Here is an 18,749-nt window from a genome sequence, read left to right on the forward strand (position 1 = left end):
GCCGTGCCGTGCCGTGCCGCTCAGCGCCGCACCGTATAGCGGTGCTCCGGGCGCCCGGCGGCGCCATAGCGGAGCCGCACCTCGACGGCGTCGCGCTCGGCGAGCGCCGCGAGGTGCCGCTGCGCCGTCGCCCGCGAGATCCCGACGCGCTCGCCGATCTCGGCCGCCGACGCCTCGTCCTCCCCGAGCGCCGCGAGCACGAGCTGCTCGGTCGCCGAGCGCGAGGTCGAGACCTGGTCCGCCGACCCGTGCAGGATCGCGAGCGCGCGGTCCAGCTCCTTCTGCTGCACCGCGCGGTCACCCGCGAGCAGGTTGCGGTAGCGCGCGTAGCGGTCCAGCGCGGCGGCCAGGGTGCGCCGCTCGAACGGCTTGATCAGATAGGCGTGCGCACCCGAGCGCAGCGCGCGCCGCACGGTGGCCGCGTCGTCGGCGGCGGAGATGTGGATCGCGTCGACCCCCGCCTCGCGGACGAGCCCGATCCCGTCGCCGTCGGGCAGGTACACGTCCGCGAGGATCAGATCCGGTGCGAGATCGCGGACGGCCGCCCTGGCCTCGGCGATCGTGCGCACCGGCTCCAGCGCCAGGTAGCCGGCGTGCTCCTCGACGATCGCCTGATGCAGCCGGCCGACGCGGAAGTCGTCGTCGAGCACGAGCGTGCGGATGGGGTCCGTCATCTGTCCTCCTCCTGGGGCCGGCCGGTCTCCGCCCGGTCGTGCGGCGCGGTGCCGGGTGCGGCGACGACGCCGACGAGCCGCGCCGCGAAGACCGCGCCGTGGTCGTCGCCGCCGCGGTCGATGACCCACAGGTCGCCGCCTCCGCGCCGTGCGATCTCCCGCGACAGCGGCAGGCCCAGGCCGTGCCCGTGCACCGGGCCGGCCTCGTCGGGCACGCCATCGGCGTCAGCAGAGCCCGCCGTGCCCGCCCGGTTCCCGTCCGCGGATCCGGCCTCGGTCCGGCCGTCGAGGCCGGCTCCGGAATCGGCCACGGTGACGACGAGCGCGTCGCGATCGTCGAACGCGCCGACCTCGACCCAGCGCGGGGCGACGCCCGCGACCGCGGCGCCCACGGCGTTGTCCACGAGGTTGCCGAGCACCGCCGCGACGTCCTCGGCCTCGCCCACCGCCCCGAGCAGCTGGGTGTCCTCCGCGATGCGCAGCGTCACCCCGCGCTCGCTCGCCTCGAGCGCCTTCGCCCCGAGGAACGACCGCAGGAAGGGATCCCGGAGCCGGGCGATGCCGGGGACGGGGAAGTCGACGGAACCGCGCTCGGCGAGCTCGGCGAGGAAGTCGCGCGCCTCCTGCACGCGGGCGGCGTCGAGCAGTCCCGCGGCGACGTGGATCCGGTTCGCGAACTCGTGCCGCTGCACGCGCAGCGCGGCCGTCATGGTCCGCACGGTCTCCAGCCGCTCCGACAGCGCGACGAGCTCGGTGCGGTCGCGGATCACCGCCACCGTGCCGAGGGGCCGGCCGTCCCGCTCCACGGGCCGCGTGTCGAGGTAGAGCACCCGGTCGCCGAGCACCGCCTCCGACAGCGCGCGTCCGCCCGAGACGGCGTCGCGCACCGCATCGGGCAGCCCGATCCCGGCCAGAGGGCGGCCGACCGCCTGCCGGACCGCGAGGAGGCGCTCGGCGGCGGCGTTGCACACCCGCACGATCCCCTCGGCGTCGATCGCGAGCACGCCGTCGTCCACCCCGTTCAGCACCGCCGTCTGGTTCTGGACGAGGGCGACGAGCTCCTCCGGCTGCACCCCGAGGGTGAGCCGCTCCCACCGCCGGCGCAGCAGCAGCGCACCGATCCCCGCGAGCAGCAGAGACCCGGCCGCCGCCAGGCCGATGACCGCGAGCAGCGGCGGCAGGTCGTCGAACACCCCCGCGCGCGCGAAGCCGACGCTGACCTCTCCGACCGGCGTTCCGGCGGCGTCGCGCACCGGGACCTTGGCGCGCGCCGATTCGCCGAGGGTGCCGGTGTCCCATTCGACCACCTCGTGCCCCGCCAGCACCCGCTGGAACGGCGTGCTCACCTCTTCGCCCAGGCGAGCCGGATCCGGGTGCGCGAGCCGGATCCCGTGATCGTCGGCGATGACGACGAACAGCGCTCCGGTGCGGGCGGCCGTGGCGGTCGCGATGCGCTGCAGGGAGCCGTCCCGCAGCTCTTCGGCCCGCGGGGTGCCCGGGTCGTCGGATGCGGTCTCGACGGCCGTGCGGATCTCCGGGTCCTCGGCCAGGGTGCGGGCGATCCCCAGCGCGGAGGACTCGGCTTCGGCGCGCAGCTGCTGGGCGGCCAGGACCAGATAGACGCCGGTGCACAGCGCCACGACGAGGACGACCGTCGCGAACTGCAGCAGCAGCGTCCGCGTGGCGAACCGCATCCGGCGTCGGCGGGGCATCCGTCCTCCTCGTTGAGCAATATGCGCAGAAGTCACGCTACGCGCACAACGCACGGGAATGCGGGATATCGGATCCGCTGCGCGCGCCCTCCCTAGTCTCGGCGGAGTCCGTCGACGACGACAGACGGATGACGAAGGAGTCACCTCATGACCACGGTTCTCACCGGCCTGCTCGCCGCGGCCGACGACAAGCCCTCCTACGACATCGCGTTCGCGCCCCCGGAATGGGTGCTCGTGATCCTCGGCTTCACGATGGTGCTGGTCTTCATGACCCTGATCATGACCAAGCGCCTCACCCCCATGGTCGCGCTCATCCTCGTGCCCACGGTGTTCGGGCTCTTCGCCGGCGCAGGGCTGGGACTCGGCGACATGATCCTCGACTCGATCGGCAAGATGGCCCCGACCGCGGCGCTGCTGATGTTCGCGATCATGTTCTTCGGCATCATGATCGACGTCGGCCTGTTCGACCCGCTCATCCGGGTGATCACCCGCGTGCTGGGCGACGACCCGGCCAAGGTCGTCATCGGCACGGCGCTGCTCGCCGGCGCCGTGTCGCTGGACGGAGACGGATCCACGACCTTCATCATCACGACCTCGGCGATGCTGCCGATCTACCTGCGCCTGGGCATGAGCCCCGTGGTGCTCACCTGCGTCGCGGGCCTCATGAACGGCACGCTCAACATCGTGCCGTGGGGCGGTCCCACGGTGCGCGCGGCCACGGCGCTGGGGCTGCAGCCGACCGACGTGTTCGTGCCGATGCTCCCCTCGCTGGGCGTGGGACTGGTCGTCGCGCTCGGGTTCGCCTGGATGCTCGGCCTGCAGGAGCGGCGCCGCCTCGGCGCTCTCGACGAGAGCCGCCTGACCGGCACCGCCGACGGCGGACTGCTCGCCGCCGTGCCGGCCATCTTCCGGGGCGCCGACGCCAAGCCGGGCGCCCGTGCGTCGCTGCGCACCGGCAACATCGTCACCGTCGCCGGCGGCCACGGACCGGTCGCCGCGGTGGGCGTCGACCCGGCCGACACGGCGATGGCGGACACCATGCTCGACCCGAACCGCGCGACCCTGCGGCCGCGCCTGATCTGGTTCAACCTGGTGCTCACCGTCGCCGTCATGGTGCTCCTCGTGATCGACATCATGCCGCTGCCCTACGTGTTCATGGTCGGCGCCGCGGTGGCGCTGCTCGTGAACTTCCGCAAGCTCAAGGACCAGGCGTCCGAGATCGTCGCCCATGCGCCGAGCATCGTCGGCGTGGTGTCGATGGTGATCGCGGCCGGCGTGCTCGTCGGCGTCCTGACCGGCACCGGCATGGTCGACGCGATGGCGAACTGGATCACGAACGTGCTGCCGTCGTCGCTCGGCCCGTTCCTCGCGCCGATCACGGGCGTCCTGTCGATCCCGTTCACGTTCTTCATGTCGAACGACGCGTTCTACTTCGGGATCCTGCCGGTGCTGTCGCAGAGCGCCGCGCACTTCGGCATCGACCCGGTCGAGATGGCCCGCGCGTCGATCACCGGCCAGCCCGTGCACCTGCAGAGCCCGCTCGTTCCCGCGATCCTGCTGCTCGTGTCGCTCGCGAGCGTGAACCTGGGCGACCACCACCGCAAGGTGCTGTGGCGCGCTCTCGTGGTCTCGCTCGTGATGCTCGCCGTCGGGATCCTCACCGGCGCGATCCCGTTCTTCGTCGCACAGTGAGCTCCTCCGGCCGGGACGCCCTGCGCTGACACCCGCACTGACGCCCAGGCTGCGACGATCAGCACAGCCCGTGACGATCAGCACACGGATCCGAAGAATCCGTGTGCTGATCGTCGCATCGTGTGCTGATCGTCACGGCCCGGACGGGGATCCGGTCCGCCGGGGACGAATCCGGCGCCGCCGTGGCAGCCGGGGAGTGCGACGTGCCCGGGCACAGGACGCCGGTCTCAGAACAGCGCCTGCGGCAGCGCCCCCTCGTGCTCCAGCAGCCAGCGCTTCGTGCGCAGCCCCTCGCCCGGGGTCCCGCCGGAGTAGCCGCCGAGTCCGTCGCTCGCGACCACGCGGTGACAGGGCACGATGATCGGGATCGGGTTGGCCCCCATGATGGATCCGATCGCGCGCGCGGGAACGGAGGTGCCGCTGCGCTCGGCGAGCTCGCCGTAGGTGACGGTCTCGCCATGCCGGACGCCGTCGTACAGCGCGTGCAGCACCGCGTTCGTGACGTCGGGCTGCGCCCCGAGATCGAACGGCACGTCGAAGGCCGAGAGCGCGCCGGCGAAGTACGCCTCGAGCTGGGCGAGCGCCTCGGCGAGCAGCGGATCCCGCGCCGCTCCCCCGGTCGCACCGGCAGCCGCGGGCGCTCCGTACCCCGGGCGCGGCCACGTCACCCGCCGCACCGCGATGCCGTCGCTGTGCACCTCGAGCAGCCCCACGGGCGTCGCGATCGAACCGGAGAAGCTCACCCGGCGATCGTACGCCCGGGCCCCGACACCACGGCGCGGATCCGCCCGGTCCCGGCTGCCTCGCCCCGGGATGTGACGATCAGCACACGCCGTGACGGTCGGCACACGGATCCCCGTCAACGCGTGTGCTGATCGTCGCACCGTGTGCTGATCGTGACGGCCCGCGGATCGTCGCCGGGACCCGGATCAGCCCGGCCCGGATCCGCCCGGCCCGGATCCGCCCGGCCCGGATCCACGGCGGTCAGCGACCCCTGTCACACTTCCGCGCCCGGATCCGACATCCCTGATGAGAGCCGCACGCCTGGCGACGAGATCCGTCGCCGGCGCCGGCGACGAGAGGAACGACGATGACCAGGATCGACATGGGCCGCACCAACAAGCTCGGCTACGCCGCGGTGCTCGGACTGGAGGCGTACTCCCGCAAGAGCGTGGAGCCCCGGCTGTACGAGCTGATCAAGCTGCGCGCCTCGATCCTCAACGGATGCGGGTTCTGCGTCGACATGCACGCGACCGAGGGCGCCAGGCGCGGGATCCCGCAGCGCACCCTGCACGCGGTGGGCGCCTGGCAGCACGCCCAGGGCTTCTTCGAGGAGAAGGAGCTCGCCGCGCTCGCGCTGACCGACGCGGTCACGCGGCTCGGACCCGACACCGTGACGGACGAGATCTGGGATACGGCGGCGCAGCACTTCGACGAGGGCGAGCTCGGCGCCCTCGTGCTGGCGATCTGCACGATCAACGTGTGGAACCGCGTCGCGATCGCCACCCGCATGGCGCCGCCGATCGACGGCAAGCACCCGATCGTGTGAGCGCGGTGCGACGCCAGGACGGTACCGTGAGCGCATGACCCTCATCTCGCCCGCCACCCGCGCGTGGCAGGCCGAGCGGGGGCGCCTGATCGGCATCGCCTACCGCATGCTCGGCGACTACGGTCACGCCGAGGACGTCGTGTCCGAAGTCGCGATCGAGGCCCTGCAGCAGGAGCGCAGCGAGGGATCCGAGCCCTCCGGATCCGGGTCCGCAGGACGCGTGCGGTCGTGGCCCGCGTGGCTCACGACCGTGTGCGTGCGGCGCTCGATCGATCGGGTGCGCGCCCTCGCCGCCGTGCGGGAGGAGTACGTCGGCCCGTGGCTGCCGGAGCCCGTCGCGACCTCGCGGCTGCCCGAGGACGCGGTCGCCGACCGGGAACTGCTCTCCCTCGCCCTGCTGCACATGGCGGAGCAACTGGCGCCCGACGCGCGTGCGGCCGTCGTCCTGCACCGCGCGTTCGGCATGACGGCCGGGGAGATCGGGCGGATCCTGGAGCGGACGCCGGCCGCGGTGCGGCAGCTCATCTCGCGCGGCGAGCGCCGGCTGCGCCTTGCGGACGACCCGGCGACGACCCGCGCGGCGGATCCCGCGGCCCTCGGCGCGCTGCTCGTCGCCGTCGAGCACGGCGACGTCTCGGGGGTGCTCGCCCTGCTCGCGGACGACGCGATCCTCTGGAACGACGGGGGCGGCAGGGTCAGCGCCGCACGCAACCCGATCTTCGGCGCCGATCATGTGCGGCGCTTCCTCGTCGGCGTGCTGCAGAAGGCGATCGCCGACCCCGCGCTGCCCTTCTCCGTGCAGCGGCTCGACGTCAACGGCGAGCCGGCGATCGCGTTCCTGCGCCCCGACCGCACCGACGTGCTCACGCTCGAGTTCGGCGACGACGGACTCATCCACGGGCTCCGCCAGGTGTGCAACCCGGAGAAGCTCACCCGGGCGTTCTGACCGCGCCCGGCGCCCCTCCCGGACACCGCCGCGTCCGGCCGCCGACCCCCGGTGCCGGTTCGGCTCGGCTCGGCTCGGCTCGGCTCGGCTCGGCTCGGCTGTGACGATCAGCACACCTCGCGCCGATCAGCACACGGATCCAGGTCAACACGTGTGCCGATCGTCACACCCTGTGCTGATCGTCACACGCGGCGAGAGAACGAGCCGCCCAGCCCCTGGCGGAGCCCGCCCCCCAGCCCCGGCGGCACCCGCTCAGTCGAGCAGGTGCCGGGTGTACCGCGCAGGCGCGTCGAGGAACGAGCGCCAGTGCTGCACGAGCTCCAGATCCTCCCAGGCCGCCGGGCGGAGGCCCCACGCGCCGACCTCGAGGATCGTGGCCCCGGGAAGCGCGGCGAGCACGGGCGAGTGCGTGGCGCAGAGCACCTGACCGCCCTCGTCGGCGATGCGGCGCAGCACGGCGATGAGGCTCAGCGTCGACGAGAACGAGAGCGCCGCCTCGGGTTCGTCGAGGCAGTAGAACCCCGGGTCCTTGAACCGGGATCCGAGCAGCGCGAGGAACGACTCGCCGTGGCTCATCTCGTGGAACGGCACGTCGGGCAGACCCGTCGACGGGTTCTCCTCGAGGTAGGTGTAGAAGGAGTGCATCGTCTCGGCGCGCAGGAAGAAGCCCCACCGGTCGGCTCCGACGCCGCGCTGGATCCGGAGCCAGTCCGACAGCGGCGACTCCGTGGGCCGGGTGCGATGCCGCGCCTGCCGGGATCCGCCCTCGGGCGACAGCCCGTACGCGATCGCGATGCCCTCCACGATGGTCGATTTGCCGCTGCCGTTCTCGCCCACGAGGAACGTGATGCCGGGATCCAGCTCGATGCCGTCCCGCAGCACCTGGGCGACGGCGGGGATGTTCCGCGGCCAGTCCCCGCCCAGCCCCGGGGCGTCGTCCGCCGGGTGCACGGCGACGACCGGCTGCTGCCGGCGTCGCCGGCTGCCCGCGTTCCAGAACGGATCCATGACGCTCCTCGCACGATCGGGGTCGGATCCATTCTGCGTGCGCCCGCCGACACCGCGGCATCGGCGCCGTCAGCCGATCCCCAGATCGATGCCGGAAGGATGGTTCCATGAGCCAGGCGACGAGGGATCCGGTCCGGGCCCGGCGCACCGCACCCCGCCGGGGCGCGATCGTCGCGCTGCTGGTGACCGCCGTCGCGCTGGTGGCGATCGTGCTGCTCGGCGCGGTCCCCGGCCCGCTCGGCACCGCGATCGCCGTCGTGCTCCCCTGGCTCGGGTTCGCGCTCGTCCCTCTGGTGGTCGGCGCGCTGCTCGTGCGTCCGCGGACCGCCTGGATCGCCGCGGTCCCGGTCGTGGCCTGGACCGTCGCACTGTGGGGGTTCCTGCCCGTGCCCTGGCAGGGCGGCCCCGGAGCGGGAGACGGACTGCTCGTCGCCACGCAGAACGTCGAGGCCGGATCCGGCACCGGGGCGGCCTCGGCGCGGACACTGGCCGCCGACGGGGCGCAGCTCCTCGCGTTCACCGAGCTGGACGCCGACTCGGGTGCGGCGATCGCGGACGAGCTCGCCGACGCCTACCCGCACGCGTACCGCGTGGGCACCGTGGGCGTGTGGAGCAGGTACCCGATCGTCGATCAGGAGGCGCTCGACCTCGGGCTGGGGTGGAAGCGGGCCCTGCGGGTGACCGTGGAAGCGCCGAGCGGACCGGTGAGCGTCTACGTCGTGCACGCCGCATCGCTGCGCCCCGGCGCGCAGAGCGCACGCGACGGCATGCTGTCCGCGCTGGGCGAGCGGATCCGCGATGACCGCACCCCGCGCGTCGTCGCGCTCGGCGACTTCAACGCCGTCTCGACGGATCCGGCACTCGCGTCGATCTCCCGCGAACTCGGCGAGGCGCGCTTCGGCGGTCTCGCGCCGTCGTTCACCTGGCCCGCCTCGTTCCCCGCCGTGCGGATCGACCACGTCTTCCAGCGCGGCTTCGCCGAGGCGGCGGCGAAGACCACCACGGCCGGACGCAGCGACCACCTCGCCATCATCGCCGCGTTGCGGGGCTGATCGCCTCGCGGGCGGATCCGCAGGGATCGGATCCGCCCGCGGCCGTCAGCCGACGACCAGGAGGACCCGGGCGTCGTCGGCGACGGCCCCGGGTCCGGGGACGACCGCGCCGTCGCCCCTCGTCTCATCCGGCAGCACCAGCGCCTCCATCGCCGTCGCGGTGCTGCCTCCTGCGCTCACCCTTCCCGATCGCACGACCAGCGCGCGCACGTCGGCGGGCAACGGGGTCGTGCCGTGCAGATCGGAGAACACCAGCGACGGAGTCGCGCGCGCCGGCACCGAGGACAGCACCAGCACGCGGCTGAGCTCCGCCGCGCGCAGCCGGGGGCGGTGCAGCTCGAGGAAGGCCCCGGCGTAGTGCATCACCCGCTCCTTGCGGAGGCCCACGGCGGCTCCCGGCCCGATCCCGACCTGCGGCCCGCCGATTCCGGCCAGCACATGCGCCGCATCCGGCGGCAGGTGCAGGATCCCTTCCGGTCCGCGCAGCTCGACGAGCTGCAGCATCCAGTGCAGCTCGCCGTTGGCGCCCCAGGTGCCGCAGATCTCGCGCACGTGCCCGCCGCCCGCGACGAGCCCTCGCCGGGGCAGGTCCCGCAGGCGCGTGAGCCTGGTCGGGGCCGGCCCCGGAGCGAAGGTCGTCGCAGCCACCGGGTTCAGGCCTTCGCGCCGGTGAGGACGTAGCCCTCTTCGCCGTGCACCACGGTGTCGAGGCCCGCGATCTCGTCCTCGTCCTTCACACGGAAGCCGAGGGTCTTCTCGATCACGAACCCGATGCCGTAGGCCAGGACGAAGGAGTACACCAGCACCGCGCCGGCCGCGAGCGCCTGCGCCGCGAGCTGCGCGAAGCTGCCGCTGTAGATGAGTCCCGTGCCGTTGGCGAAGACGCCGAGGTAGAGCGTGCCGATGATGCCGCCGACGAGATGGATGCCGACCACGTCGAGGGAGTCGTCGAAGCCGAGCTTGAACTTCAGATCGATCGCGAGCTGGCAGACGACGCCCGCGAGGAGTCCGAGCACGACCGCCCAGATCGGCGTCAGCGATGCGCAGGCCGGCGTGATGGCGACGAGGCCGGCGACCGCACCGGAGGCGGCCCCGACCGAGGTCGGCTTGCCGTTGCGGATCTTCTCCATCAGCAGCCAGCTCAGCAGCGCGGCGGCGGGGGCGGCGATCGTGTTCACGAAGGCGACGGCGGCCGTGCCGTCGGCGGCGAGCTCGGAGCCGGCGTTGAACCCGAACCAGCCGAACCACAGCAGGCCCGCGCCCAGCAGCACGAACGGCGGGTTGTGGGGCACGTCGGCGCCCTTCTGGAAGCCGAGGCGCTTGCCGAGCACGAGAGCGAGGGCGAGGGCTGCGGCTCCCGCGTTGATGTGCACCGCGGTACCGCCCGCGAAGTCGATCGCACCGACCCCCAGCATGTCCTGCAGGCCGTGCGTGACCCAGCCGCCGTAGGCGAAGGAGCCGTCCTTGTTGAGGCCGAAGTTGAAGACCCAGCTCGCGACGGGGAAGTAGACGACGGTCGCCCAGATGGCGGCGAAGACCATCCAGGATCCGAACTTCGCGCGGTCGGCGATGGCGCCGGAGATGAGGGCGACCGTGATGATCGCGAAGGTGGCCTGGAAGGCGACGAACGCGAGCGGCGGGTAGGCGGCGTCCTTGGGGACCTCGAGCAGGTTGGAGAGCCCGATCGACGACCAGTCGATGGCCCACGGCGCGACCGTGCCGTGGTTGCCGGGGAAGGCGATCGCGTAGCCGTAGATGACCCACAGCACGCCGATGAGGCCGATCGCACCGAAGCTCAGCATCATCATGCTGATGACGCTCTTGGCCTTGACGAGGCCGCCGTAGAAGAACGCCAGACCTGGCGTCATGAGCAGCACGAGGGCTGCACAGATCAAAACGAAGGCGGTATTCCCCTGATCCATGGGTCCGCTCCTCTCTCAGTGAGAACGCTCCTGCAGCGTCGGGTGGAGTCAGACTCCCACCGGCGCGTTTCGGGCCGACGCGCGCTATGTTTCCGGGGCGTTTCGCCGGGCGCGCCCGCTGTGAACATGCGGTAAATCCCGCCCCCCGGTGCGCCGCGTAAGGACCGCGGACAAGATTGGTCAGCGTTCGCTGTATAGTCAGCATGTGCTGACCATCGCGACTCGAGTGGACGTCATGAACCGGCTCGGCCGGGCCCTGGCCGACCCCACGCGCTCCCGGATCCTCCTCTCGCTCCTCGAGGCGGCCGGCTACCCCGCGCAGCTCGCGCGGGATCTCGACCTCACCCGCACGAACGTGTCGAACCACCTGTCGTGCCTGCGCGGCTGCGGCATCGTCGTCGCCGAGCCGGAGGGACGCCGGACGCGCTACGAGATCGCCGACCCGCATCTCGCCGCCGCGCTCACCGCGCTGGTGGAGACCACGCTCGCCGTCGACGAGGACGTGCCGTGTCTCGATCCGGCCTGCACCGTCCCCGGCTGCTGCGCGACGGGCTCCGCCTCATGACGCTCGCGGTCGCGCCCGGCCGTGTCGCGGTGCTGCGCCGGCGCATCCGGATCGTGGTCGCGATCACCATCACCTGGAACGTCGTCGAGGCGGTCATCGCCTTGGCGGCCGGAGGCGCGGCGTCCTCCGCGGCGCTGATCGGGTTCGGGCTGGACTCGATCGTCGAGGTGCTCTCCGCCGCCGCGGTGGCCTGGCAGTTCGCCGCGCCGGATCCGCAGAGGCGCGAGAAGGCCGCCCTGCGGATCATCGCGATCTCCTTCTTCGGCCTCGCCGCGTACGTGGTCGTGGATGCCGGGCTCTCCCTGTTCGGGCTCCGGGAGGCCGCGCACTCGCCGATCGGCATCGCGCTCGCCGCCCTCAGCCTGGTGGTGATGCCTTTCCTCAGCTGGTTCGAGCGACGCACCGGGCGCGAGCTGGGATCCGCGTCCGCGATCGCCGACTCGAAGCAGACGCTGATCTGCTCGTACCTGTCCGCCGCACTCCTGGCCGGGCTGCTCCTGAACAGCCTGCTCGGCTGGGCCTGGGCGGACTCCGTCGCCGCGCTCGTGATCGCGGGCTTCGCCGTGCGCGAGGGCATCGAGGCGTGGCGCGGCGACGCCTGCTGCGCGACGCCCCTGTCCGCGCTGACCGGCGAGCGGGATCCCGAGCCGTGCGACGACGGCTGCTGTGCGCGTCCCGCCGGATCCGCCCCGAAAGGGTCCGTGGGGCTCACCCTGCCACCCGGGCGCCCGCGCGACTGAGGAATGCCCGCAGCCTGCGCCGCGACCCATGCGCCATGACGCATATGCCCCCGCGTAGCGTGAGCACCAGCGATCGGCGCCCGCCCTTGGCTTCCGCCCCCCGGCTCCGGCCGAGACCCGTTAGGCGCGCATGACCCTCGCATCCGTCGGCACTCCCTCCTCCCGCCTCGGCCCCGTCCGGCAGACGTACGCCAGGCAGGGGGATTTCCCTCCGGTCGCCCGCGCCTTCGTCGAGGTGTCCCAGGTGGTGCGGGAGACCGGCCTGCTGCGGCGGACGCCCTGGTTCTATGCGATGGTCGGGGCCGCGATCACGGTCGCCTTCGCCGGGGTCGCCACCGGATTCGTGCTGCTCGGCGACAGCTGGTTCCAGCTGCTCATGGCCGCAGCGCTCGGGATCCTGTTCACCCAGGTCGCCTTCCTCGCGCACGAGGCCGCGCATCGGCAGATCCTCTCCACCGGGCCCGCGAACGACCGGCTGGCACGCGTGCTGGCCGCGGTCGTCGGCATGAGCTACTCCTGGTGGGACTCCAAGCACAGCCGGCATCACGCCAACCCGAACCGGGTCGGCAAGGATCCCGACATCGAGGTCGACACGATCTCCTTCCTGGAGGAGGACGCGGTCCAGGCCCGCGGGCTCCGACGGCTGATCACGCTGCGGCAGGGCTGGCTCTTCTTCCCGCTGCTGACCCTGGAGGGCCTGAACCTCCACGTCCTCAGCTTCCGGCACCTCGTCGGCCGCGGACCGGTGAAGGCCCGCTGGGCGGAGATCGGCATGGTCGCCGCGCGCTTCGCGCTGGTGCTGACCCCGATCTTCCTGCTGCTCCCGCTCGGCATGGCGTTCGCCTTCCTCGGAGTGATGCTGGCGGTCTTCGGCGTCTACATGGGGGCGTCGTTCGCCCCCAACCACAAGGGGATGGCCGTGATCGCGCCGGACGCACGGCTGGATTTCTTCAGCAAGCAGGTGCGCACGTCGCGCAACATCCGCGGCGGCTGGTGGGCGACCGTGCTGATGGGCGGTCTGAACCACCAGGTCGAGCACCACCTCTTCCCGAACATGTCGCGGCTGCACCTGGGCCGGGCCCGCGAGATCGTCCGCGACTACTGCGCCACGCACGACGTGCCCTACACCGAGACCTCGCTCTGGCGCTCCTACGCGATCGTCATCGACTACCTGAACCGGGTGGGCCTGGCCGCGCGGGATCCGTTCGACTGCCCGATGGCCTCGGCGTACCGGCGGGCCTGAGCAGCGTCAGGCCGCGTCCGCTCGGGCGAGCCCCCGGCGCCGCACGCGAGCCTGACAGGATGAGGGCATGCGTGCAGTCGTCTTCGATGCGGTCCGATCCCAGCCCGAGGTGCGAGAGGTCCCGGAACCGCAGGTTCCCGCAGACGGCGTTCTCGTGCAGGTCTCGGCCACGGGGATGTGCCGGAGCGACTGGCACGCCTGGGCCGGGCACGACGACATCGCCCTCCCTCATGTGCCGGGGCACGAGCTCGCGGGCGTCGTCGTCGCCGTCGGGCCGCAGGTCGCGCGCTGGCGGATCGGCGACCGCGTGACCGTGCCGTTCGTGTGCGGCTGCGGGCGCTGCGAGTGGTGTCTCTCCGGCAACGCTCAGGTGTGCCCCGATCAGCAGCAGCCCGGCTTCACGCACTGGGGCTCCTTCGCCGAGGTCGTCGCCCTCCATGCCGCCGACGTGAACCTCGTCGCCGTTCCCGACGACGTCGACTTCGCCACGGCGGCGAGCCTCGGCTGCCGGTTCGCCACGGCCTTCCGCGCCGTCGTGGGCCGCGCCAGGGTACGCGAGGGCGAGTGGGTCACGGTCGTCGGGGCCGGCGGAGTCGGCCTGAGCACGGTGATGATCGCGCGGGCGCTCGGCGCACGGGTGATCGCCGTCGACCGCAATCCCGAAGCGCTCGCCGTGGCGCGCGAGGTCGGAGCCGAGCACGCACTGCTCGCCGACGGCACAGACCTCCCGGCCGCCGTCGCCGCGCTGACCGGCGGAGGCAGCCAGATCTCCGTGGATGCGGTCGGCAGCGAGCAGACCCTCGCCGACGCGATCCACTCGCTGCGCCGGCGCGGCAGGCACGTGCAGATCGGCCTGCTCCCCCCGGTCGACGGACATCCCCGCGTGCCCATGGACCGCGTGATCGGCTGGGAGCTCGACCTGCTCGGCAGCCACGGCATGGCCGCAGCCGACTATCCCGCAATGATGGCGCTGATCGGCGAGGGGCGTCTGGCCCCGCAGCGCCTCATCGAACGCACCATCGGCCTCGAAGAGGCCGCGGCGCTGCTGCCCGCCTTCGACCGGGCGACGGTCGCGGGAATGACGATGGTGGATCCGCGGCGCTGATCGCGTTCCGCGCAGGAGGCAGAGAAGGGCCGAAGTATTGGCCGGCATTCTGGCCTGAATCTCGGCTATCCTCGAAGCATGCGCACGATCTCTGTCAGTGAAGCGAAGGACAAACTGTCGCAGCTCGTCGAGTCGATCGACAACACCCACGACGCGGTGACCATCACCCGGCATGGCCGCCCCTCGGTCGTGATGATCTCATTCGACGACCTCGCATCGCTGCAGGAGACGCTGCTGCTGCTGTCGGATCCGCATCACGCGACGGAGGTCGCCGAGGCTGACGACGACATCGCCGAAGGGCGCACGCTCAGCCTCGCCGAGGTGCGTGCGCAACTGGGGCGCCGGTGACCTCGAATCCCTTCGATGTCCGGATCACGAGCCCGGCACTCCGCGCGCTCGCCCGCCTGGAACCGAAGTTCGCCGATGCCGTGCTCCGGTTCCTCGAGGGGCCGCTCACCGAGAACCCTCTCCGCGTGACGAAACCTCTGGGTTCCGAGCTCGAGGGCCAGCGGAGCGGATATGTCGGCATCGCGTACCGCGTGGTCGTCCGCGTCGACGAGCCCGCCCGGGTCGTCTACGTGCTGCGGATCGCCCACCGCGCCGACGTCTACCGGAGGCAGTGACCTGTTCTCTCGCTCCCCGGAGCCGCACCGATCTCGTCGCCGCGCACCGGGTCGCGTTCAGTCCCTTCGCGTTCCGCCGGCAGGCCGCGGATCGACCTCGAGGGGTCGGCGCGCCGCGGCGCTCGCGAGGACTCCCTGAACGCGGTCCAGCGCCGGGTCGTCGCGCAGGGCGCTCCGACGCACCGCGGCGATGCTGCGCGTCGGCACGGACGCGGGGCGCACAGCCCGCGAGCGGGCACCACCCCGTCGTGCTCGGCGAGGTCGACGACGGCGTGCAGCGCCGGGTCGTCGGCGCGCATCGCGATCCACACCGGCTCCTCATGGATCGGGTGGCTGTCCACCCCCTCGGGCAGCCCGCGCGGCGCGTTCGAAGAGGAGTGGATCACCGCGAGGTCGGTCTCGCCGGAGGTGAGCGCCGGCTCGCGGAGCCGCGGGAACCCTCGAGGGCGGCCCGCACGGGTCAGCGCCGCAGCGCGGCCGGGCGGGGCAGCCCGATCTCCTCGATGAGGTCGCCGAGGGCGCGGTCGAGCTCGGCGCCGGCCTGCGTGATCTTGTTGACGCCGAAGCCGGCGAGCCGCGCGCCGGGCGCCTCGAAGCTCAGCGTGGTGCCCGCGGCGGCGGAGGTGTGCATCTCGATGCGCAGCGGCGTGTAGAGCATCGTGCCGGGGTCGTGCCGGAACAGCCGCGCGGCGATCCCGTGGTGAGCGATCAGCCAGACCGCGCTGCGGGCACCGCCGCCGGCGTGCTGCATGAGCGCATCGGGGCGCGACGTCCAGACCCGGACGAACCCGCTCGGCGCCTCCCACTGCAGCCCGCGCACGAACCCCGCCCAGTCGCCGCCGCGCACCTCGGCCAGGGCCTGCTCCTCCGGCAGCGCGGGGACCGCGGCCTCGAACGCTCCGACCAGCGCGTCGAACTGCGCGTTCGTCTCGAGCCGGATCCGCCGTCCCGCCTGTGCGAAGACGGTCTCCTCCGCGTCGTAGCTCACCGCACCATCCTCTCGCAGCCGCCGACGCCCCGGGGCCGGACCTCGGGCATACCGGACGCCGCTACCCTCGATCAAGGAGAGGACGGATCCGAGATGGCAACCGAAGAGCACTCGTCGCGCGTGAACGCATCGCGCCGGCAGAGCCGCGCCCGCGTGATCACCCTGGCGCGGATCATGCTCCCGACCTGGGACGGATCCCTTCCGGCGCTGACCGCCCAGCTGCGCCGTGAAACCGGCCTGGGCGACGGCGCCTTCCGGACGCTGTTCCCGGGCGATCGCGATCTCCTGCACGCCGTCGATCACGAGCTGCTCGAGGAGTGCGCCCAGCGCGTGCGCTCGGCGGCCGAGTCCTTCGATCCGGACGAGCATCCGGACGAGGCGCCGGAGGTCGCGATCTCCGCCGCGCTCGCCCGCGCGCGTCCCCTCGACTGGAGCTCGCTCACGATCCGGCTCCGCGAACGACAGCTCGCGGCGTCGACCGGAGCGCGCAGCGAGGACGTGATCGAGTCGGAGCGCGCGTTCCTTCCCGCACTCCTCGAGGCCTTCGAGCTGCTGCTCGCGCGGATCGGCCGCCGCTTCGAGTGGCAGCCCGCGCTGGGCGTGCGGGTCGTGATCCTGACCTACGAGCGCTCCTTCGAGTCGTGGATCCTGTCCGGCGGCAACGAGAAGTCGTTCCCGGAGTCGAGCTACGTGCGCCACACCCTTCCCGCCCTGCTGCTCGGCGTGAGCCGCCCGCTGGACTGACGCCGGCGCGGGTCAGCACCGGCGGCCGGGCCCGGCCACGGTCAGCCCCGGCGGCCCGCCCTCGGCCAGCTCCGCCGCCCCGGGCCCGACCACGGTCAGCCGGAGAGTCCCGTCATCCGCATGGTGATGTTGATGCGGCCGCTGTCGAGGCCGCATCCCTCGGGCGCGGTGGAGGGATGCACCCGGGTGACGCCGTGATAGGCGAGCCGCGATGCGCCACCGAAGACGAAGAGGTCGCCCGAGCGCAGCGACAGATCGGTGTACGGTCTGCCGCGGTTCTCGGTGTTGCCGAACCGGAACGTGCAGGTGTCGCCGATCGACAGCGACACGATCGGGGCGAGGGACTTCTCGTCCCTGTCCTGGTGCATGCCCATGCGCGCGGCGTCGTCGTAGAAGTTCGCCAGCGCGGTGTCGGGGGTGTACGCGGCCACCTGTTCATCCGAGTGGCCCGTATCGGCCACCGCCCGGCGCCCCAAACGCACCATCCAGTCGGGGAACGGCAGCACGCGCTCGCCGTTCACATCCGTCGCCTCCCGCGTGTAGCGGTACGGCTGCCAGTGCCAGCCGAGACAGACGGTGCGCACGGACATCTCGTGGCCGCGGACCTTCGCGGCCCGGATCGGCACGGGCCCGGCCGTCCATTCGCGGAAGCGGGCGACGATCCACTGCTGCTGATCGAGCGTCAGCCAGCCCGGGAGCAGGACGGCGCCGGGGCCGGGACGTTCCGGGCCCCGGGGCGCCTCCATGTCGGGAGTGAACAGCGTCATGCCGCGCACCCCTCGGCCGTCCCGGTGCTCATGCCGCGGCCTCCAGCGCGAGCAGGGCGGTCTTCGCCTCGAGCCCTCCGATGTACCCGCCCAGCGTGCCGTCGGTGCGCAGGACCCTGTGGCACGGCACGACGACGGGAAGCGGGTTGGTGGCGCAGGCGGTGCCGACGGCGCGCACCGCCTTCGGATTGCCGACGAGCTCGGCCATCTGCCGGTAGCTGCGGGTCTGCCCGTATCCGATCTCCGGCAGATGCTGCTGCACCAGCCGGCGGAAGCCGCGCGAGAGCGACAGATCCAGCTCCACGTCGAACCGCTCCCGGGTGCGGGAGAAGTACTCGTCGAGCTCGCGGGCGGCGGCGTCGAGCCGCTTCGGCGCCCGGAGCACGCGCGGGCTGAGCCGCACCGCGAGGTCTTCGAGCACGCGGTCGTGGTCCTCGATCGCATAGGCGACGCGGACGAGCCCCCGCGGGGTCGCCGCGAGCAGCAGCGGCCCGACCGGGCTGTCGACGGTCGTGTAGGCGACGTCGACGAGGCCTTCCGCCTGCGCCGCGGCCTCCAGCCGACGATGCAGCGCAGCCATCGTGCCGGAGTCGATGGACGCCGGCCCGACGCCGACCGCGTCGGCGTCGGGGATGTGCGTCAGGTCGTTCATGGTCTTGCTCCCTCCTGGTTCACGCCCGGATAGGTCCTTCTGAGGGTCTTCATGCCGTCGGCGGCGGCGCGGCGCGCCGCCTCGACCGTCCCGCCGAGGATCGTCGCGATCTCGGCGTACGACATCCCGGCGAGGTACCGGTAGGTGATCGCCTGCCGCTGCCTGCCCGGAAGCGCCGCGACGCTCGCCCACAGGTCGTCGTCCCCCGCGCCGGGGATGCCGAGCACACTCGGTGCGTCTGGCAGCTCCTCGACCGGCAGCGGAGCGCGCCGGGCCGCCCGGTGCACGTCGATCGACTTGCGGCGGGCGATCGTCACGAGCCACGCCTCGACGTTCGCCGCCTCAGGGAGCCCCGGGTAGGCGCGCATCGCGGCGAGGAATGTCTCCGACCAGGCGTCGTCGGCGTCGTGGATCCCGAGCAGGGACCGGCAGACGCGCAACACCGTGACCCCGTGCTGTTGCACCACTGCTTCGAACGGCTGTCTCATGTCCCTCCCCCTGAAGTCTCTCGTCTTGGTATCCGTCTCTGCTCTGAAGACGCACACCACGGCCGAAACGTGAGATCGGATCCGGAATCCGCCCGACCGCTTCGCGGTGCGGCTCCCCGCGCCCGACGCAATTCAGGCCGGATCCGTGCCCGCGGCCGATTTCACCCGCAGAACCGGGGCCTGTGTGAGATCCAGCCTGAGTTCGGTCGCGCCGTCGCCGGTCACCGGAGGCGACGCGCCCGCCCGCGAGAGGAGAGATTCCCGCCCGTGTGTCCGGAT

General features: G+C 72.5%; 21 protein-coding genes. 11 read left to right on the top strand and 10 right to left on the bottom strand.

What is annotated here, in order from left to right:
* Positions 1-20: 20 nt before the first annotated feature.
* Positions 21-674 carry a response regulator gene (locus tag J8G10_RS02400; RefSeq protein ID WP_251438929.1) on the bottom strand — a complete coding sequence of 218 codons (654 nt, stop codon included), beginning with the start codon at positions 672-674 and terminating at the stop codon, positions 21-23.
* Positions 671-2,386 carry a sensor histidine kinase gene (locus J8G10_RS02405; RefSeq protein WP_251438931.1) on the bottom strand — a complete coding sequence of 572 codons (1,716 nt, stop codon included), beginning with the start codon at positions 2,384-2,386 and terminating at the stop codon, positions 671-673. Before J8G10_RS02405 ends, J8G10_RS02400 begins: the two co-directional genes overlap by 4 nt.
* 147 nt (positions 2,387-2,533) lie before the next feature.
* Between J8G10_RS02405 and J8G10_RS02410 the strand changes: the two genes are divergently transcribed.
* Positions 2,534-4,078 (top strand): CitMHS family transporter, encoded by a 1,545-nt coding sequence (locus tag J8G10_RS02410; RefSeq protein ID WP_251438933.1) that lies wholly within the window; start codon positions 2,534-2,536, stop codon positions 4,076-4,078.
* Positions 4,079-4,305: 227 nt separating this feature from the next.
* Here J8G10_RS02410 and J8G10_RS02415 read toward each other — a convergent pair whose 3' ends face one another.
* Complete coding sequence (locus tag J8G10_RS02415; RefSeq protein ID WP_251438935.1) at positions 4,306-4,821, bottom strand: methylated-DNA--[protein]-cysteine S-methyltransferase; 516 nt, start codon at positions 4,819-4,821, stop codon at positions 4,306-4,308.
* A 347-nt stretch (positions 4,822-5,168) separates the two neighbouring features.
* On the opposite strand from J8G10_RS02415, the gene J8G10_RS02420 reads away from it, so the two are divergent.
* Entirely contained in the window at positions 5,169-5,627 is a 459-nt protein-coding gene (locus J8G10_RS02420; protein WP_251438937.1) for a carboxymuconolactone decarboxylase family protein, read from the top strand.
* 34 nt (positions 5,628-5,661) lie between these two features.
* The gene (locus J8G10_RS02425) at positions 5,662-6,573 is read left to right on the top strand and encodes a sigma factor-like helix-turn-helix DNA-binding protein (protein ID WP_251438939.1); all 912 of its coding nucleotides are present in this window, start codon (positions 5,662-5,664) and stop codon (positions 6,571-6,573) included.
* Positions 6,574-6,825: 252 nt separating this feature from the next.
* Here J8G10_RS02425 and J8G10_RS02430 read toward each other — a convergent pair whose 3' ends face one another.
* Positions 6,826-7,581 (bottom strand): AAA family ATPase, encoded by a 756-nt coding sequence (locus J8G10_RS02430; protein ID WP_251438941.1) that lies wholly within the window; start codon positions 7,579-7,581, stop codon positions 6,826-6,828.
* Between the two features lie 107 nt (positions 7,582-7,688).
* Between J8G10_RS02430 and J8G10_RS02435 the strand changes: the two genes are divergently transcribed.
* The gene (locus J8G10_RS02435; RefSeq protein ID WP_251438943.1) at positions 7,689-8,633 is read left to right on the top strand and encodes an endonuclease/exonuclease/phosphatase family protein; all 945 of its coding nucleotides are present in this window, start codon (positions 7,689-7,691) and stop codon (positions 8,631-8,633) included.
* Positions 8,634-8,678: 45 nt separating this feature from the next.
* Here J8G10_RS02435 and J8G10_RS02440 read toward each other — a convergent pair whose 3' ends face one another.
* Together J8G10_RS02440 and J8G10_RS02445 are read right to left on the bottom strand one after the other, a co-directional pair.
* Positions 8,679-9,281, bottom strand: coding sequence for a hypothetical protein (locus J8G10_RS02440; protein WP_251438945.1), 603 nt, complete (start codon positions 9,279-9,281; stop codon positions 8,679-8,681).
* A 5-nt stretch (positions 9,282-9,286) separates the two neighbouring features.
* Positions 9,287-10,555, bottom strand: a complete 1,269-nt coding sequence (locus J8G10_RS02445) for an ammonium transporter (RefSeq protein ID WP_251438946.1) — start codon at positions 10,553-10,555, stop codon at positions 9,287-9,289.
* Between the two features lie 205 nt (positions 10,556-10,760).
* Here J8G10_RS02445 and J8G10_RS02450 point away from each other — a divergent pair, with 205 nt between their 5' ends.
* From J8G10_RS02450 to J8G10_RS02475, 6 genes are all read left to right on the top strand, one after another.
* Entirely contained in the window at positions 10,761-11,120 is a 360-nt protein-coding gene (locus tag J8G10_RS02450; protein ID WP_251438948.1) for a metalloregulator ArsR/SmtB family transcription factor, read from the top strand.
* On the top strand, positions 11,117-11,860 hold the full coding sequence (locus J8G10_RS02455; protein WP_251439378.1) for a cation transporter: 744 nt from the start codon (positions 11,117-11,119) through the stop codon (positions 11,858-11,860). The genes J8G10_RS02450 and J8G10_RS02455 overlap by 4 nt, the downstream gene beginning before the upstream one ends.
* A 130-nt stretch (positions 11,861-11,990) precedes the next feature.
* Positions 11,991-13,103, top strand: a complete 1,113-nt coding sequence (locus tag J8G10_RS02460) for an acyl-CoA desaturase (protein WP_251438950.1) — start codon at positions 11,991-11,993, stop codon at positions 13,101-13,103.
* Positions 13,104-13,170: 67 nt separating this feature from the next.
* The gene (locus J8G10_RS02465) at positions 13,171-14,208 is read left to right on the top strand and encodes a zinc-dependent alcohol dehydrogenase family protein (protein ID WP_251438952.1); all 1,038 of its coding nucleotides are present in this window, start codon (positions 13,171-13,173) and stop codon (positions 14,206-14,208) included.
* Between the two features lie 78 nt (positions 14,209-14,286).
* Positions 14,287-14,556: a type II toxin-antitoxin system Phd/YefM family antitoxin gene (locus J8G10_RS02470; RefSeq protein WP_251438954.1), complete on the top strand. Its 270-nt coding sequence runs from the start codon at positions 14,287-14,289 to the stop codon at positions 14,554-14,556.
* The gene (locus J8G10_RS02475) at positions 14,553-14,831 is read left to right on the top strand and encodes a type II toxin-antitoxin system RelE/ParE family toxin (protein ID WP_251438956.1); all 279 of its coding nucleotides are present in this window, start codon (positions 14,553-14,555) and stop codon (positions 14,829-14,831) included. Before J8G10_RS02470 ends, J8G10_RS02475 begins: the two co-directional genes overlap by 4 nt.
* A gap of 460 nt (positions 14,832-15,291) precedes the next feature.
* Here J8G10_RS02475 and J8G10_RS02480 read toward each other — a convergent pair whose 3' ends face one another.
* Positions 15,292-15,819: a hypothetical protein gene (locus J8G10_RS02480; protein ID WP_251438958.1), complete on the bottom strand. Its 528-nt coding sequence runs from the start codon at positions 15,817-15,819 to the stop codon at positions 15,292-15,294.
* A gap of 93 nt (positions 15,820-15,912) precedes the next feature.
* On the opposite strand from J8G10_RS02480, the gene J8G10_RS02485 reads away from it, so the two are divergent.
* On the top strand, positions 15,913-16,563 hold the full coding sequence (locus J8G10_RS02485; protein ID WP_251438959.1) for a hypothetical protein: 651 nt from the start codon (positions 15,913-15,915) through the stop codon (positions 16,561-16,563).
* Between the two features lie 95 nt (positions 16,564-16,658).
* On the opposite strand, the gene J8G10_RS02490 is transcribed toward J8G10_RS02485, so the two are convergent.
* Genes J8G10_RS02490 through J8G10_RS02500 form a run of 3 tightly spaced genes read right to left on the bottom strand, consistent with a single transcriptional unit; the run spans position 16,659 to position 18,470 of the window.
* Positions 16,659-17,330 (bottom strand): alpha-ketoglutarate-dependent dioxygenase AlkB, encoded by a 672-nt coding sequence (locus tag J8G10_RS02490; RefSeq protein WP_251438961.1) that lies wholly within the window; start codon positions 17,328-17,330, stop codon positions 16,659-16,661.
* A 28-nt stretch (positions 17,331-17,358) separates the two neighbouring features.
* On the bottom strand, positions 17,359-17,982 hold the full coding sequence (locus tag J8G10_RS02495; protein WP_374208746.1) for a methylated-DNA--[protein]-cysteine S-methyltransferase: 624 nt from the start codon (positions 17,980-17,982) through the stop codon (positions 17,359-17,361).
* The gene (locus J8G10_RS02500) at positions 17,979-18,470 is read right to left on the bottom strand and encodes an RNA polymerase sigma factor (protein ID WP_251438963.1); all 492 of its coding nucleotides are present in this window, start codon (positions 18,468-18,470) and stop codon (positions 17,979-17,981) included. The genes J8G10_RS02495 and J8G10_RS02500 overlap by 4 nt, the downstream gene beginning before the upstream one ends.
* Positions 18,471-18,749: the final 279 nt, after the last annotated feature.

The organism is Microbacterium sp. USTB-Y (genome assembly GCF_023703415.1).
Taxonomy (GTDB): Bacteria; Actinomycetota; Actinomycetes; order Actinomycetales; family Microbacteriaceae; genus Microbacterium.

What these genes read in the sequence shown, in the direction of transcription:
- J8G10_RS02490 (WP_251438961.1), bottom strand. Translation starts at nt 17,330, where the DNA reads ATGACGCTGTTCACTCCCGACATGGAGGCGCCCCGGGGCCCGGAACGT.
- J8G10_RS02445 (WP_251438946.1), bottom strand. Translation starts at nt 10,555, where the DNA reads ATGGATCAGGGGAATACCGCCTTCGTTTTGATCTGTGCAGCCCTCGTG.
- J8G10_RS02500 (WP_251438963.1), bottom strand. Translation starts at nt 18,470, where the DNA reads ATGAGACAGCCGTTCGAAGCAGTGGTGCAACAGCACGGGGTCACGGTG.
- J8G10_RS02405 (WP_251438931.1), bottom strand. Translation starts at nt 2,386, where the DNA reads ATGCCCCGCCGACGCCGGATGCGGTTCGCCACGCGGACGCTGCTGCTG.
- J8G10_RS02430 (WP_251438941.1), bottom strand. Translation starts at nt 7,581, where the DNA reads ATGGATCCGTTCTGGAACGCGGGCAGCCGGCGACGCCGGCAGCAGCCG.
- J8G10_RS02465 (WP_251438952.1), top strand. Translation starts at nt 13,171, where the DNA reads ATGCGTGCAGTCGTCTTCGATGCGGTCCGATCCCAGCCCGAGGTGCGA.
- J8G10_RS02410 (WP_251438933.1), top strand. Translation starts at nt 2,534, where the DNA reads ATGACCACGGTTCTCACCGGCCTGCTCGCCGCGGCCGACGACAAGCCC.
- J8G10_RS02435 (WP_251438943.1), top strand. Translation starts at nt 7,689, where the DNA reads ATGAGCCAGGCGACGAGGGATCCGGTCCGGGCCCGGCGCACCGCACCC.
- J8G10_RS02495 (WP_374208746.1), bottom strand. Translation starts at nt 17,982, where the DNA reads ATGAACGACCTGACGCACATCCCCGACGCCGACGCGGTCGGCGTCGGG.
- J8G10_RS02485 (WP_251438959.1), top strand. Translation starts at nt 15,913, where the DNA reads ATGGCAACCGAAGAGCACTCGTCGCGCGTGAACGCATCGCGCCGGCAG.
- J8G10_RS02400 (WP_251438929.1), bottom strand. Translation starts at nt 674, where the DNA reads ATGACGGACCCCATCCGCACGCTCGTGCTCGACGACGACTTCCGCGTC.
- J8G10_RS02425 (WP_251438939.1), top strand. Translation starts at nt 5,662, where the DNA reads ATGACCCTCATCTCGCCCGCCACCCGCGCGTGGCAGGCCGAGCGGGGG.
- J8G10_RS02460 (WP_251438950.1), top strand. Translation starts at nt 11,991, where the DNA reads ATGACCCTCGCATCCGTCGGCACTCCCTCCTCCCGCCTCGGCCCCGTC.
- J8G10_RS02455 (WP_251439378.1), top strand. Translation starts at nt 11,117, where the DNA reads ATGACGCTCGCGGTCGCGCCCGGCCGTGTCGCGGTGCTGCGCCGGCGC.
- J8G10_RS02470 (WP_251438954.1), top strand. Translation starts at nt 14,287, where the DNA reads ATGCGCACGATCTCTGTCAGTGAAGCGAAGGACAAACTGTCGCAGCTC.
- J8G10_RS02420 (WP_251438937.1), top strand. Translation starts at nt 5,169, where the DNA reads ATGACCAGGATCGACATGGGCCGCACCAACAAGCTCGGCTACGCCGCG.